At 40.1% G+C, this 15790-nt stretch carries 16 protein-coding genes; 15 read left to right on the forward strand and 1 reads right to left on the reverse strand.

Annotated features, from left to right (window positions below; all coding sequences use genetic code 11):
• Window positions 1-13 precede the first annotated feature (13 nt).
• The 13 genes from rsmG (at window position 14) to glmU (ending at window position 11117) form a co-directional block, all read left to right on the forward strand.
• Window positions 14-634, forward strand: a complete 621-nt coding sequence (rsmG, locus tag I6F53_RS12355) for a 16S rRNA (guanine(527)-N(7))-methyltransferase RsmG (protein ID WP_007585988.1) — start codon at window positions 14-16, stop codon at window positions 632-634.
• A 14-nt stretch (window positions 635-648) separates the two neighbouring features.
• Window positions 649-1434: a ParA family protein gene (locus I6F53_RS12360; protein WP_004335235.1), complete on the forward strand. Its 786-nt coding sequence runs from the start codon at window positions 649-651 to the stop codon at window positions 1432-1434.
• A 20-nt stretch (window positions 1435-1454) separates the two neighbouring features.
• Complete coding sequence (locus I6F53_RS12365; protein WP_197239730.1) at window positions 1455-2378, forward strand: ParB/RepB/Spo0J family partition protein; 924 nt, start codon at window positions 1455-1457, stop codon at window positions 2376-2378.
• Between the two features lie 142 nt (window positions 2379-2520).
• Window positions 2521-2901 carry an ATP synthase subunit I gene (locus I6F53_RS12370; RefSeq protein WP_165729265.1) on the forward strand — a complete coding sequence of 127 codons (381 nt, stop codon included), beginning with the start codon at window positions 2521-2523 and terminating at the stop codon, window positions 2899-2901.
• A 15-nt stretch (window positions 2902-2916) separates the two neighbouring features.
• Complete coding sequence (atpB, locus tag I6F53_RS12375; RefSeq protein ID WP_197209502.1) at window positions 2917-3774, forward strand: F0F1 ATP synthase subunit A; 858 nt, start codon at window positions 2917-2919, stop codon at window positions 3772-3774.
• A 61-nt stretch (window positions 3775-3835) separates the two neighbouring features.
• Window positions 3836-4078 (forward strand): F0F1 ATP synthase subunit C, encoded by a 243-nt coding sequence (gene atpE / locus I6F53_RS12380; RefSeq protein ID WP_007585980.1) that lies wholly within the window; start codon window positions 3836-3838, stop codon window positions 4076-4078.
• A gap of 41 nt (window positions 4079-4119) precedes the next feature.
• Window positions 4120-4590 carry a F0F1 ATP synthase subunit B gene (atpF, locus tag I6F53_RS12385; RefSeq protein WP_004335264.1) on the forward strand — a complete coding sequence of 157 codons (471 nt, stop codon included), beginning with the start codon at window positions 4120-4122 and terminating at the stop codon, window positions 4588-4590.
• 16 nt (window positions 4591-4606) lie between these two features.
• Window positions 4607-5140, forward strand: a complete 534-nt coding sequence (gene atpH, locus I6F53_RS12390; protein ID WP_007585978.1) for a F0F1 ATP synthase subunit delta — start codon at window positions 4607-4609, stop codon at window positions 5138-5140.
• Window positions 5141-5154: 14 nt separating this feature from the next.
• Window positions 5155-6696 (forward strand): F0F1 ATP synthase subunit alpha, encoded by a 1542-nt coding sequence (gene atpA / locus I6F53_RS12395; RefSeq protein WP_007585976.1) that lies wholly within the window; start codon window positions 5155-5157, stop codon window positions 6694-6696.
• A 60-nt stretch (window positions 6697-6756) separates the two neighbouring features.
• Window positions 6757-7617, forward strand: coding sequence for a F0F1 ATP synthase subunit gamma (gene atpG, locus I6F53_RS12400; RefSeq protein WP_007585974.1), 861 nt, complete (start codon window positions 6757-6759; stop codon window positions 7615-7617).
• Window positions 7618-7650: 33 nt separating this feature from the next.
• On the forward strand, window positions 7651-9036 hold the full coding sequence (atpD, locus tag I6F53_RS12405; protein WP_007585971.1) for a F0F1 ATP synthase subunit beta: 1386 nt from the start codon (window positions 7651-7653) through the stop codon (window positions 9034-9036).
• A gap of 13 nt (window positions 9037-9049) precedes the next feature.
• Entirely contained in the window at window positions 9050-9472 is a 423-nt protein-coding gene (locus I6F53_RS12410) for a F0F1 ATP synthase subunit epsilon (RefSeq protein ID WP_007377666.1), read from the forward strand.
• Window positions 9473-9758: 286 nt separating this feature from the next.
• On the forward strand, window positions 9759-11117 hold the full coding sequence (glmU, locus tag I6F53_RS12415; RefSeq protein ID WP_101163105.1) for a bifunctional UDP-N-acetylglucosamine diphosphorylase/glucosamine-1-phosphate N-acetyltransferase GlmU: 1359 nt from the start codon (window positions 9759-9761) through the stop codon (window positions 11115-11117).
• A gap of 27 nt (window positions 11118-11144) precedes the next feature.
• Here the strand turns inward: glmU and I6F53_RS12420 are convergent, their stop codons facing one another.
• A complete protein-coding gene (locus I6F53_RS12420) occupies window positions 11145-11987 on the reverse strand; it encodes a LytR/AlgR family response regulator transcription factor (RefSeq protein ID WP_165722850.1) in 843 nt (280 codons plus the stop codon).
• Between the two features lie 144 nt (window positions 11988-12131).
• On the opposite strand from I6F53_RS12420, the gene I6F53_RS12425 reads away from it, so the two are divergent.
• Both I6F53_RS12425 and I6F53_RS12430 read left to right on the forward strand, forming a co-directional pair.
• Complete coding sequence (locus I6F53_RS12425) at window positions 12132-13361, forward strand: acyltransferase family protein (protein ID WP_197142520.1); 1230 nt, start codon at window positions 12132-12134, stop codon at window positions 13359-13361.
• Between the two features lie 83 nt (window positions 13362-13444).
• On the forward strand, window positions 13445-15238 hold the full coding sequence (locus tag I6F53_RS12430) for a choice-of-anchor I family protein (RefSeq protein ID WP_197239731.1): 1794 nt from the start codon (window positions 13445-13447) through the stop codon (window positions 15236-15238).
• Window positions 15239-15790: the final 552 nt, after the last annotated feature.

Below are 15790 nucleotides of genomic sequence, written 5' to 3' on the forward strand. Positions count from 1 at the left end.
GTAAGGGTACATAGTGTTACAGCAACAATTAACTACATTGTTAGCGCAAACTGATATTGCGCTAACAGAAAAACAACAGCAACAGCTAGTTCGTTACGTCGAGTTATTGAATAAGTGGAATAAGGCTTATAACTTAACCTCAGTACGCTTACCTGAAGAAATGATGATTAAGCATATTATGGATAGCTTAGTTGTTGCGCCTCACTTACCCGGTCATCATTATATTGATGTTGGAACGGGTCCTGGATTACCGGGTATCGTATTAGCAATTGCATTACCTAATACACATTTTGTGTTATTAGATAGCTTAGGTAAACGTGTACGATTTTTAATGCATGTTAAACATGAGCTTGGTCTTGATAATGTAACCCCGGTTCAGTCAAGAGTTGAAGAATATCAACCAAGTGTTAAATTAGACGGCGTACTAAGTCGTGCTTTTGCTTCATTACAAGATATGGTTGACTGGTGTTCGCACTTAATCGATCATTCGGGTAAATTTATAGCACTTAAAGGCGTGTTCCCTAGCGAAGAGCTAGAGTCACTACCTGCAGGCGTTAAGTTTGAGCAAAAAATTGCATTAGAAGTACCTAATTTAGATGCACAACGACATTTAATTATTCTTTCTAAAGACTAGGGATCAGAGACACCGTGGCAAAAGTCATCGCATTAGCAAATCAAAAAGGTGGAGTGGGTAAAACTACAACCGCTGTTAACCTCGCTGCGTCTATGGCTGCAACGAAACGTAAAGTGCTGTTAATTGATCTCGATCCGCAAGGTAATGCGACTATGGGGAGTGGCGTAGATAAGTATGGCGACGTGCCAACTATTTACGACTTACTTATTGAAGATAAACCTATAGAAGACGTTATCATCAAAGAAACGTCTGGTGAATACCATATGATTGCTGCAAACGGTGATGTTACCGCTGCAGAAGTTAAACTTATGGAATTATTTGCCCGTGAAGTGCGTTTACGTAACGCACTTGAAAAAATTCAGGACCAGTACGAATTTATTTTTATCGACTGTCCGCCCTCTCTAAATATGTTAACTGTTAACGCAATGGCCGCAGCTGATTCTATTTTAGTGCCAATGCAGTGTGAGTATTATGCACTTGAAGGGTTAACCGCATTAATGGATACGATTACGCAGCTTGCTAAGTTAGTGAATCCTAGCTTACAAATTGAAGGTATACTTCGTACTATGTACGACCCGCGTAACCGTTTGGCAAATGATGTATCAGAACAATTAAAACAACATTTTGGCGATAAGGTATACCGTACGGTGATCCCGCGTAATGTTCGTTTAGCGGAGGCACCTAGTTTTGGTACTCCTGCTATGTACTATGACCGGGCATCAAGTGGTGCTAAAGCATATTTAGCACTCGCTGGTGAAATGTTACGCAGAAAAGAAAAAACAGCGTCCGTTGTCGCCTAACTTTGAGGTAAAAAAATAACATGTCTGCTAAAAAACGAGGTTTAGGCCGAGGACTCGATGCACTTTTAAGTTCGTCAAAGCCTGCACCAAGCCCAAGCAAGGAACAAGACACATCAAACGTTTCTGAGGCTGTGCAAAATGCTGCGGCTAATAATAGTGAATTACAAAAACTCCCAATAGAGTTTTTACACTCGGGTAAATACCAACCTCGTAAAGACATGTCTGAAGAGGCGTTAGAGGAGCTTGCTAGTTCTATTCGCTCACAAGGTATTATTCAACCCATTGTTGTGCGCCCTATTGCACACAATAGCTTCGAAATTATTGCTGGTGAGCGTCGTTGGCGCGCTGCGCAAATAGCTAAGCTTGAAACAGTGCCTTGTATTATTAAAGATGTACCTGATGAAGCTGCCGTTGCGATTGCACTGATAGAAAATATTCAGCGTGAAGATTTAAATGCTATGGAAGAAGCGGTTGCACTTAATCGTTTACTTATAGAATTTGAACTAACACATCAGCAAGTAGCCGATGCCGTTGGTAAATCACGTACAACAGTAACTAATTTACTGCGTTTAAATAATTTAAATAACGATGTAAAAATTCTGTTAGAACATGGCGATATCGAAATGGGCCATGCTCGTTGTCTGTTAGCTCTTGAAGGTGAAGCGCAGTCAGATGCTGCTCGTTTAGCGGTTGCTAAAGCACTAACCGTTCGAGAAATTGAAAAGCTCGTACGTTCTATCTTAGAGCCTGTACCTGCTAAAGAAGTAACCGAAAAAGATCCTGATGTTAAGCAGTTAGAGCAACAACTCGCTGAAAACCTAGGTGCCAAAGTTGAGATTAACTACAATAAAAAAGGCAAAGGTAAGCTTGTTATTTCTTATACTAATTTAGATGAACTTGACGGCATTTTAAATCATATCAATCACGACAATACCCACCATTAATTTATTACATGTCTGAAAAGGGACATTTGTAGCTATTTCGTGTTACAAAGCGTCTACTCAAGTTGCAAAACTGGCAGGATTAAGTATAATTTCGCCAGTTTTCACACCCTAACAATTAGAACGCAATAAAGGTTAACTAAACGTGACTGACAAGTTAGCAAGTCCATATCGACTTGCCGTATTAAAGTTAATTTGCCTTCAGGGTGTTGTAGCATTAGTTGCTGCTGTAATTATTTTTTTTAGTTCGGGAGTCAATGCAGGGCTTTCATCACTTGTTGGTGGAGCTGTAGCAGTACTTCCGCACTTTGTATTTGCGCTTTATGCATTCAGATATATGGGTGCAAGCCGAGCAAATCAAGCGTATGCCTCGTTGAAACGCGGCAACGGATTAAAGTTTATGCTAACAATTGTATTGTTTGCGCTAGTACTGAAGCATTTTCCGGTAATTTTATTACCTTTTTTTAGTACTTATATACTGGCGCTATTTACTGGATTGTTCGCCCCCGTTTTTTTTAAACATTAACTTTTGGGATATAACATGGCAGCAGAAGAAGTTACTCTATCTGGCCATATCCAGCACCATTTGACCAATGCTAAGATGTGTTCGACCGATACAGGTCTCGCCTTCAACAAAGCATGTACGGATAGTGGTTTCTGGACATGGCATATAGATACCCTCGCATGGTCTATCGGATTAGGTCTATTATTTTTATGGATCTTCCGTAGTGCCGCTAAAAAATCAACACTAGGTGTACCTGGTAAGTTTCAGTGTTTTATTGAAATAATCGTAGAATTTGTTGGCGACAACGTACGCGATACTTTCCATGGTAAAAGCAAGCTTATTGCACCATTAGCCTTAACGATTTTCGTTTGGGTGTTCTTAATGAACTTAATGGATTTAATACCAGTTGATTTCATTCCAGCACTTGCAGGTTTCGTTGGTGAGACTGCATTTGGTATGGATTCACACGATGTGTACATGAAAATTGTACCAACGACTGACATTAATATGACTTCAGCGCTAGCGCTGGGTGTATTTATACTAATGGTTGGCTTTTCAATCAAAATAAAAGGTATTGGCGGGTTTATTAAAGAGTTAACGCTTCATCCGTTCAGCTCAAATAACATGTTTGTTCAAATTATTTTGATACCATTTAACTTATTACTTGAACTGATTGCACTCGTTTCTAAACCGTTTTCATTAGCACTACGTTTGTTTGGTAACTTATATGCTGGTGAGTTGATTTTCATCTTGATCGGCGCTATCGGTTTTATGCAACTACCGTTGCACTTTGTTTGGGCTGTATTCCATATTCTAGTTATTACATTACAAGCATTCTTATTCATGATGCTTACGATTGTATACCTAAGCATGGCAAGTTCAGATAATCACTAATTTTTAGATTTACAATTTTACTTTTACTTTTAACTTTACAATTGAAACTTTGGAGAAATAAATGGAAGCTTTAGAATTATTAACAGGCTTAAAATACATCGCAGTAGCTTTACTAATCGGTTTTGGTGCAATCGGCACAGCAATCGGTTTTGGTAACATGGGCGGTAAATTCCTTGAAGCATGTGCGCGTCAACCTGAGCTTGCACCTTCGCTACAAGTTAAAATGTTTATCCTTGCTGGTCTAATCGATGCTGTAGCAATGATTGGTGTTGGTATCGCTATGGTATTGTTGTTCGTACTTTAATTTTATTCTTTGAACAGCTTACTATTTAAGGAGGAGCGGTTGTGAATTTAAACGCCACTCTTATCGGTGAATTGATTGCGTTTACGGTGTTCGTATTATTTTGTATGAAATACGTATGGCCACCACTAAACGGTGCAATTGAAGCTCGCCAGAAAAAAATCGAAGATGGTTTAGCTGCCTCTGATAGAGCCGAAAAAGACTTAGAACTTGCGCAAAAGAAAGCTGCTGAACAGCTTAAAGATGCAAAAGCTCAAGCGGCTGATATCATTGATCAAGCTAAAAAGCGTGCAGTGCTAATTGTTGACGAAGAAACACTTCGTGGTCAGCAAGAGCGTGAAAGTATCATTGCTCAAGGGCACTCTGAAGTTGAGTCTGAACGTAATCGCATAACAGAAGAACTACGTAAGCAAGTAGCAACTCTGGCAGTGATTGGCGCAGAACGTATTTTAGAGCGTGAAATTAATCAAGCCGCACATAGTGACATCGTTGAAAAACTTGTCGCTGAGCTGTAATTAGGAGGGTATGAGCATGTCTAATTTGACTACTATCGCTCGCCCATACGCTAAAGCGGCTTTTGAACTTGCCGTTGAGAAAGGCACTCTAGAAAGCTGGAATGATATGTTGTTCTTTGCAGGCCATGTAGCCAGCAATGAGCAAGCCTCGTCTGTTTTAGCGAGTATGCCTACAGCTACTGCACAAGCTGAATTATTTATTCAACTTTGTGCTGAGCAGCTCAACGAACAAGGTCAGAACCTAGTTAAGGTGATGGCTGAAAATGGACGTTTGACAGCTCTACCTGAAGTTGCACAGTTATTTGCTGAATTTAAAGCAGAATACGATAAAGAAATCGAAGTAGATGTGATTTCTGCAACTCCTCTTGTTGCTGCGCAACAAGAGTCATTGGTAGCGGCACTTGAAAAACGTTTCGCACGCAAAGTTAAGCTGAATTGTAGTGAAGACGCGTCAGTGGTTGGTGGACTTATTATTAGGTCTGGCGACACTGTAATCGACGGTACTATTCGCGGTAAATTAAACCGCTTAGCTACAACACTACAATCGTAATTGGGAAAAAGAGCATGCAACTTAATTCCACTGAAATTTCAGATCTGATCAAACAACGTATTGAGAAGTTCGAAGTTGTAAGTGAAGCTCGTAACGAAGGTACTATTGTATCTGTTACTGACGGTATCATCCGCATCCACGGTCTTGCTGACTGTATGCAAGGTGAAATGATTGAGCTTCCTGGCAGCCGTTATGCTATCGCACTAAACCTTGAGCGCGACTCAATTGGTGCAGTAGTAATGGGTCCGTACGCTGACCTTACTGAAGGCGTAAAAGTATATACAACTGGTCGTATTTTAGAAGTTCCTGTTGGTCCTGGTTTACTTGGTCGTGTTGTAAACACACTAGGTGCTCCAATCGATGGTAAAGGCGCTCTAGATAACGACGGGTTTGAACCTGTAGAAAAAATTGCACCAGGTGTAATCGAGCGTAAATCTGTAGATGAGCCAGTTCAAACTGGTTATAAATCTATTGATGCGATGATTCCAGTTGGTCGTGGTCAACGTGAACTTATCATTGGGGATCGCCAAACAGGTAAAACTGCACTAGCAATCGATGCAATCATCAATCAAAAAGACACAGGCGTTAAGTGTGTGTACGTTGCGATTGGTCAAAAAGCATCTACTATTGCAAACGTAGTTCGTAAATTAGAAGAGCATGGTGCACTAGCAAATACTATCGTAGTTGTTGCATCTGCTTCTGAATCTGCGGCACTTCAGTACTTAGCACCGTTCGCGGGCTGTACTATGGGTGAATACTTCCGTGACCGTGGTGAAAACGCATTAATCGTATATGATGATTTGTCTAAGCAAGCAGTTGCTTACCGTCAAATTTCATTACTACTTAAGCGTCCACCAGGCCGTGAAGCATACCCAGGTGACGTATTCTACCTTCACTCTCGTCTTTTAGAACGTGCATCGCGTGTAAACGCAGATTACGTTGAAAAGTTCACTAATGGTGAAGTGAAAGGTAAAACTGGTTCATTGACGGCATTGCCAATCATTGAAACTCAAGGCGGCGACGTTTCTGCGTTCGTACCGACTAACGTTATCTCTATCACCGATGGTCAGATCTTCTTAGAAACTGACTTATTCAACTCAGGTATCCGTCCGGCAGTAAATGCTGGTATCTCGGTATCGCGTGTTGGTGGTGCTGCACAAACTAAAATCGTTAAGAAACTAGGTGGCGGTATTCGTCTAGCCCTAGCTCAGTACCGTGAATTAGCTGCGTTTTCGCAGTTCGCGTCTGACCTTGATGATGCAACTCGTGCTCAACTTGAGCATGGTGAGCGTGTAACAGAGCTAATGAAGCAGAAACAGTACGCGCCAATGTCTGTTGCTGATATGTCTTTGTCGTTATTTGCTGCTGAAAAAGGCTTCCTTCAAGACATCGAAATCGCGAAAATCGGTGACTTTGAAGCAGCTTTACTTTCGTATGCAAATAGCACATACGCAGAGCTTGTGGCTCAAATCAATGAAACTGGTAACTTGAATGCCGAGATCGAAGCGCAGCTTAAAGAACTTCTAACGAAGTTCAAGTCTACGCAAACTTGGTAATTTAGTTATTAATGGTGCGCTTTAGGAAACTAAAGCACACCTTGATTCGGAGAGAGAGTCATGGCCAGCGGAAAAGAGATTAAAAGCAAGATCGGGAGTATTAAAAATACTCAAAAGATCACTAGCGCAATGGAAATGGTTGCTGCGTCTAAAATGAAAAGGGCGCAAGAACGCGTTGCTTCAAGCCGTCCATACGCTGACAAATTACGTGAAGTAATTGGTCGTGTTGCTCAAGCAAATCTTGATTTTACTCACCCGTTCTTAAAAGATCGTGAAGTGAAACGAGTTGGTTATATTGTTATCTCTACAGACCGTGGTCTGTGTGGCGGTCTAAACTCAAACGAGTTTAAGAAAGTTGCACTTGATGTTAAAGCGTGGAAAGAAAAAGGTGTTGATGCTGAATTTGCTACTTTAGGTAGTAAAGCAGCTGGCTTCTTTCAACGTTTTGGTGGTCAACTACTCGCTAAAAAAGCGGGCCTAGGAGATAAACCTTCAGTACAAGACGTTATTGGTCCTGTAAAAGTTATGCTTGATGCATTTTCTGAAGGCAAAATAGACCGTTTATTCTTGGTATATAACAAATTCGTTAATACCATGAGGCAAGAGCCAATTATAGATCAGTTACTCCCTTTGCCAAAAGCTGAAGAAGAAGTATCTGCTCACACATGGGATTACTTATACGAGCCAAATCCAGAGGCTATTTTAGAGTCTTTGTTAGTACGCTTTATTGAGTCTCAAGCATACCAAGGTGTGGTAGAAAATGCTGCCTCTGAACAGGCTGCTCGTATGGTTGCAATGAAAGCTGCAACTGATAACGCAGGTGACCTTATGGACGAGCTACAGCTTGTTTATAACAAGGCTCGCCAAGCAGCAATCACACAAGAAATTAGTGAGATTTGTTCTGGCTCAGCAGCAGTTTAATGCTTCGGGTAAAGATTAACGAGAGGAATAGACATGAGTTTAGGTAAGGTCGTCCAAATTATCGGCGCCGTTGTGGATATTGAATTTCCACAAGATAGCGTGCCAGCGGTATACCACGCACTAAGAGTAACAGATGGCGATTTAGCTGGTTTGACTCTAGAAGTTCAACAGCAGCTAGGTGGCGGTGTAGTGCGTACTATCGCTATGGGTACTACTGATGGTTTACGTCGTAGTGCTTTAGTTATGAATACAGGTGAATCGATTCAAGTTCCAGTTGGTAAAGCAACACTTGGTCGTATCATGAACGTACTTGGTGAGCCAATCGATGAAGCGGGTCCAATCGGCGAAGAAGACCGTATGTCTATTCACCGTGCAGCACCTTCATACGAAGAGCAATCAAGTTCAGTTGAACTTTTAGAAACTGGTATCAAGGTTATCGACCTTGTATGTCCGTTTGCTAAAGGTGGTAAAGTTGGTTTATTCGGTGGTGCCGGTGTTGGTAAAACCGTAAACATGATGGAACTTATCCGTAACATCGCAATCGAGCACAGCGGCTACTCAGTATTCGCAGGTGTTGGTGAGCGTACACGTGAGGGTAACGATTTCTACCATGAGATGAACGATTCAAACGTACTTGATAAAGTATCGCTTGTATACGGTCAGATGAACGAGCCTCCAGGTAACCGTTTACGCGTAGCGTTAACAGGTCTTACTATGGCTGAAAAGTTCCGTGATGAAGGTCGCGATGTACTTTTCTTCGTAGATAACATCTACCGTTATACTCTTGCTGGTACAGAAGTATCTGCACTACTTGGTCGTATGCCATCAGCGGTAGGTTACCAGCCTACACTTGCTGAAGAAATGGGTGTGCTTCAAGAGCGTATCGCTTCTACTAAGACGGGTTCAATTACATCAATCCAAGCGGTATACGTACCTGCGGATGATTTAACGGATCCATCTCCAGCAACTACCTTTGCTCACTTAGACGCAACAGTAGTACTTTCACGTGATATCGCATCACTTGGTATTTACCCAGCGGTAGACCCACTTGATTCATCTTCACGTCAACTTGACCCACAAGTAATTGGTCAAGAGCACTACGATACAGCACGTGGCGTTCAAACAGTTCTTCAGCGTTATAAAGAACTTAAAGACATCATTGCAATCCTAGGTATGGACGAGCTTTCTGACGAAGATAAGCAACTTGTATCTCGTGCACGTAAAATCCAACGTTTCCTATCTCAGCCATTCTTCGTGGCAGAGGTGTTTACAGGCGCGTCTGGTAAATACGTATCACTAAAAGATACAATTTCTGGCTTTAAAGGCATCTTAAACGGTGAATTTGATGATATGCCAGAGCAAGCGTTCTACATGGTTGGCTCTATCGAAGAAGCTCAAGAAAAAGCCAAAGGCATGTAACTAGGAGGGTAGTATGACAGCTATGACTGTACATCTTGACGTAGTAAGCGCTGAGCAGAGTTTGTTCTCTGGTCTTGTTGAATCGATTCAAGTATCTGGTAGTGAAGGCGAGCTGGGTGTAAACCTAGGCCATGCTCCACTACTAACTGCCCTTAAACCTGGTATGGTACGTTTAGTTAAGCAATTTGGTCACGAAGATGTGATATATGTTGCTGGCGGTACATTAGAAGTTCAACCAAATCACATCACGATTCTTGCAGATACTGCGGTTCGTGGTGAAGATTTAGATGAAGATTCTGTACAAAAGGCTAAACGTGAAGCTGAAGAACATATGGCGAATTCGTCAGCTGTTGAGTTTGACTATCAGCAAGCGGCTACGCGACTGGCAGAAGCAGTTGCTCAGTTACGCGTAATTCAGCAATTACGTCACAAGTAAGCCTATCCGGTTTGTAAAAAGCCCACTAGTAAGTGGGCTTTTTTGTGCCTGTTACTTTTGTATTTACACTAAATACCTTAGTCCGATTATTATCTACACTTTTACACTTATATCCTGCCGGAATCCTCGCTACAATAACGTCATCCAATTAAGTGTGTTTTTTCAGTCAAGATTCAGTACTAATAAACTAACCTACTGAGTATTTGCACAAGAAGTGATTTACGTAATCTTCTGATCAAACATAAGACTTATTTAGCTAAAACAACGAAAAAAGGAAATTGTTTTAATGGCTCTAACAACTATTATTCTTGCTGCGGGTAAAGGTACTCGTATGCGCTCTGCTTTACCTAAAGTTTTGCACAAAGTTGCAGGTAAACCAATGGTGCAGCACGTTATTGATAATGCGATGGCATTAGGTGCAACGACTACAAACCTAGTTTACGGACACGGCGGCGAACTATTACAACAACAACTTGCCGATAACAATGTAAATTGGGTACTTCAAGCTGAACAACTTGGTACTGGCCACGCAGTAGCGCAAGCCAACTCTCATGTTAATGATGAAGACACGGTATTAATTTTATACGGTGATGTACCACTAACAAAGCAATCAACACTAGAGCGTTTATTAGCCGCAACACCTAAAAATGGTTTAGCTGTATTAACGGTAAATTTAGTAAACCCAAATGGCTATGGTCGAATGCTTCGTGCCGGTGGTAAGTTAGTTGGTATTGTTGAGCAAAAAGATTCAAGCCCAGAACAGTTACTTATTAACGAAGTAAATACAGGCATTATGGCTGTTAACGGTAAGCTATTAAAAACATGGTTAGGTAACTTATCTAACAATAATGCACAAGGCGAGTACTACTTAACAGATATCGTTGCAATGGCTCACAGTGAAGGCGTAGAAATCACTTCAGCTCAGCCAGACCATGCAATGGAAGTTGAAGGCGCAAATAACCGCGTACAACTTGCAGGCTTAGAGCGCGCTTATCAAGCATGGCAAGCAGAAGAGTTAATGTTAAATGGTGCAACACTTGCTGATCCTGCGCGTATTGATGTGCGAGGAACAGTTACCACCGGTGAAGATGTACTTATCGACGTAAACGTTATTTTTGAAGGCACAGTCACGCTTGGTAACAACGTACAAATTGGCCCTAACTGTGTCCTTAAAAATTGTAGCATTGGCGATAACGTTATTATTAAAGCTAATACGCTGATTGAAGATGCGACAGTTGCAGATAAGTGTACGCTTGGTCCTTATGCTCGCCTTCGCCCAGGCGCTGTAATGGAAGAAGACTCACACATTGGTAACTTTGTTGAGATGAAAAAAACCCGACTAGGTAAAGGCTCTAAAGCCAACCACTTAAGTTATTTAGGTGATGCTGAAATTGGCGAAAAAGTGAATATTGGCGCTGGCACTATTACCTGTAACTACGATGGTGTTAACAAAGCAAAAACTATTATTGGCGATAATGCCTTTATTGGTTCTAATTCATCACTCGTTGCCCCAGTAAATATAGGCGCAACTGCAACAATTGGTGCAGGCTCTGTGATCACCAGTACCGTTGAAGATGACCAATTAGCAATTGCACGCTCTAAACAGCGTAATTTAACGGGTTGGAAACGCCCAGTTAAAAAATAACAATAGAGGCTACTTAGGTAGCCTTTTTTATTTTAGTTGAAGTTTAAATTGCTCTTTATAGCGTCTAGACAAGTTAAGTACTTTACCTGTTGTTAGTTTTATTTCACTGTCGCCACTGGGGAGTGCTGTAATGGACTCCACTTTATCGAGTTTTACGCCATGGCTGCGGTGAATTCTACAAAATCCCTGTACTTCAAGTTGTTTGCTCAATGCTGTAAGCGTTGCCCTTAAAGGATATATGCGTGAGCCTATATGTAGGTTTACATAATTACCCGACGATTCAAGCCAATCAACATCCTCTATTTTTATAATGAATTCTTTTCCGAGCTTTTTAACTAATAGGCGGTTTATGGTCGATGTTGTTTGCTGCTCACTTTCTTCAATTGAAGAGGCTTCACCTAGTAACTGCTGCACCACATATTGATATACTTTGATAAGTACGATGAAAAAGACAAAGCTTATAGCGTCTTTCTGGTATTCATAAATAAGCTCAAACCAGCTAAGTCCAAAGTTGTAAGACCCATCATTCAACAAATATATGAATTTACGAACCCCTACCATAATACCAACGTGTAACACGCTAAATATAATAGAGGCACCAAAGTACATACCTAATGAAGCCGTAATATTTTGCCAATTAAAAGATAAGTGTCTTAAAAACCAAATTAAAATAGGGAATATAAGCAAAGTACTCAAGGCACTTGAATACTCCCAAACAAATGGCTCCCACATTAAAAAAGTTAAAGCCCCTTCTCTTTGGGCTTCCATTATTTGGGTTGTAGCGTTTACTGTATTATTAATTAATACGTAAGCACACAGTAATACTGATGCGTAAATGCTTTGAAAACGTTGAAAGTGCTGTAGGTTCATAAATGTATGCTTATTGCTGACGTGGCACGCTTATCCCTGTATACCACCTTTTATCACTATTGCTTGTAATATAAGCACTTATAGATAGTTTTAGCGAGAGCTTTAGGTATGAATAACGCATAACATACATAAAGTAGTAAAAGCATGAGCACTCAAGTACAACAACCTTCATTAGTTAATTCGCGTAAATATTATCTTGATTGGCTTAGGGTAATCGCATTTGCGTCGCTAATTTTTTATCACATTGGCATGTTGTATAGCGAAAACTGGGGATTTCATTTTAAAAGTAATTATACATCACAGTATGTTGAATATTTAATGTTGGTGTTTTCACCTTGGCGCATGTTGCTCATTTGGTTTATATCGGGCGTAGCACTGCGTTTTATGATTGATAAAGTACGCAGCTTTAAGTCTTGGTTACATTTCACCTTATACCGCTCTATTTTTTTACTATTACCCTTGCTGGTGGGGTTATGGTTAATAGTGCCTTTACAGCTGTTTGCAGAAATGTCGCAGCAAGGTGTTATTGATATTAGCTATTGGCAATTTTATTTAGCTTTTATAGAGACGAACAATACGCTTTTTATTAATTATCAGTCTGGAGTGTGGCCGAATGTGGATGTAAATCACTTATGGTATTTGCGCTCGTTGTGGCAATTTATGCTGATCATTATTGTTTTAACTCTTTTTGCACGCTTGCCTTTTATTACGCCTTTAAAAACATTTGTTAAAGGGGATATGTCATTTGGGCTTTTAATTACCTTGCTCACTATTGCCGTACTATTTACAAGCCATTACTTAACTGGTGATTCAATCAGAGAGACTAACGGCTTAATACTGCTACTCGCAGGATACATACTTGCCAAAAACACTTACTTTTGGAACTGCTTAAATAAAAACTTGGTATTACTAGCTTTGAGTTTTGCGGTTTTGTTTGTACTTATAATATTAAGTTATCAGAAGGTGTTTACTCTTCCTCATTTTATTTTAAGCGCTAGCTACAATATTCAACGTGTTGTAGGTGTATTTTTTGTACTCGCGTTCGCTCACCGATTTTTAAATTTTAATACTTACTATTTAAAACAGCTCAATGTATGGGTGTTTCCCTTTTATTTATTGCATCAAAGCATTTTGATTATTTTGTGTTTTTTTCTACAGCCTTTAAGTTTAGGGCCTGTTGCTGAACCATTCATCATTATTACAGGGACTTGGTCTTTTTGCGGTGTTATTACATGGGGTATTACACGTATTGATGTACTTAGACCTTTGCTAGGGGTTGCAATTAAACGAGAGTATTCCTCGACTGTAAAAACGATTGGCTATACGGCCGCTTTAATTTTAATAACGCCGCTAGCGTATAAGCTAATTACTTAGGCTAAGGGGCTGTATTGAAATTGCCATAATCTTGTCATGCCTGTGTGTTGATATTTAGCAAATACAATACTAAGGAAAATCACATGTTTAAAAAATCAATTATTGCGCTGTCACTTATATCTGTTCTTACTGGCTGCTCATTTGATGGTGACGATGGTCAAAACGGCTCTCAAGGGTTACAGGGAGAACAAGGCATAGATGGAGCTAATGGGCTAAATGGTATAAATGCCAATTCAGCATTAAATATTAGCCTTGTAGGAAGAGGTGTATTAAATGCACAAAGCCCAGAAGGAGCAGCTGAAATAGTTGCATATCAAGCGTCTAAAAAATGGATTTACGCTATTAACAGTTCAGGTGATGACGCTGTTGTTAATATTTTACCCGCCGACACCTTTGATACTGCCGCACTCGTTAAAGATAACGAAGGGGTTATAAACGGCACAAATTTAACATCCGTTATTACGTTGCCTTTAAACGAGTTCACCCAAGGCGATGCAAACAGCATTGCTATTGATGAAAATAACAATCTACTTGCAGTGGCAATGGCTGCTGAAAGCACGGGTGATACAGGTCAAATTGCTTTTTACGATATAAGCGGCGACTCACCTGTATTTATTAAAAATGTTACAGTCGGATTTTTACCAGACATGGTGACGTTCACCCATGATGGCGCAAAAGCAGTGGTTGCTAACGAAGGTGAACCAAGTGATGACTACAGCGTAGATCCTGAAGGTTCTATTAGTATTATCGATATAACAAATAATGTAATAGCCGATACAGCAATAAATATTGATTTTAAAGCCTATAACAACAAACAAACCGAACTAGAAGCGCAAGGGGTAGTTTTTGCAAACCCAAATGGTCGTACTATTAACGGTAATCTAATAAATACCACCGTAGCTATGGATTTAGAGCCCGAGTACGTTAGCATTTCTAAAGATAACAAATATGCTTATGTATCTATTCAAGAAAACAACGCACTTGCAATAGTTAACCTACAAGACAACAGTCTTGAGCTAAAGGGCTTAGGCTTTAAAGATTGGTCAAGCTTACAACTTGATGCCTCAGATAAAGACGGCGGCGTGAATTTTAAATCATACCCAGGGCTCTATGGTATGTACCAGCCCGACACTATCTCAAGCTTTAGTTGGAAAGGCGCTAACTTTATAGTCACTGCCAACGAAGGTGACGCAAGAGAATACTTTTTTGATACAACGGATGAAGCAGACTGTATAGCAAAGGGCGGACTTGATTACGATAAAGACGATGGCTGCTTAGCTTATATAGATGAAAGCCGCGTTGAAGACTTAACTCTTGCTACTAATTTTGATTACTTAAATAATGACGATGATGATATTGGTCGCTTAAAAGTAACAACAATAAAAGGCGATACCAATAACGACGGACAATACGAATCGCTTTACGGCTATGGCGCACGTTCTTTTACTATTTGGGATAGCAATGGGCTGGTGGTTTTTGATTCAGGTGACGATATAGCACGTATAACAGCATCGGTGCATGGTGAATCATTTAACAATAATGAAGATGAAAACAAAGGTGACTCACGTTCAGATGATAAAGGCGCAGAGCCTGAAGCGCTGACTATTGGTAAAATTGACGATCGTACATTTGCTTTTGTTGGATTAGAACGTATGGGCGGTATTATGGTTTACGACATTACTAATCCATACAATGTGCAATTTGAAGACTACTTCTATAATAGAGGCTTAATTAAAGGAGCGAATATTACAGGCGATTTAGCACCTGAAGGAATGGTATTCGTTTCAGCAGAGCAAAGTGCAACAGGAAATCCACTCTTAATTGTTGGAAATGAAATATCAGGCTCTATTGCCGTATGGGAAATAGCATCTAAATAAATCTTTAATTTTAAATAAAGCTGTGTGTTGTTTGTTTAACATACAGCTTAGTTTAAACCTTACTAATACATCATCAATTGATACATAAATTATGAGTGTTTTTTAAACTAAAAGTATCCTGCAGCCCTTTATTTGTATAGCTTTCATACTAAATTCATTTAATTGTCAAAAAGCTGAAATAAAACATTGACCCCCGCTCGAATCTCCCTATAATGCGACCCCACTGAGACAGGAAACGCCAACGCATAGCGAGGCACGAACTACTCAGAGAGTTAAGTAAAACTTCGGTTTTAAATCTTCCAAAAAGAAAGTTTAAAACTAAGTGTTGACTCGAAAAATAAAGGGTGTATTATTCGCATCCCTTGAGACGCTAAAGCGACTCAAAACGTTCTTTAACAATATAAAGCAATCATCTGTGTGGGCACTCGTACAGATTGAGTTCTAACAGCCAATCTACTTAGGTAGCGAGGCAAAAAAATTAGAGTCTCAATTGAAAACTGAGTGACCAACAGAATAGTTATTTCGGTAATTATTCGGCACAGTCAATTCAAT

Origin of the sequence: Pseudoalteromonas sp. SWN29 (genome assembly GCF_015864465.1) — a bacterium.
In the GTDB taxonomy this organism is placed as follows: domain Bacteria; phylum Pseudomonadota; class Gammaproteobacteria; order Enterobacterales; family Alteromonadaceae; genus Pseudoalteromonas.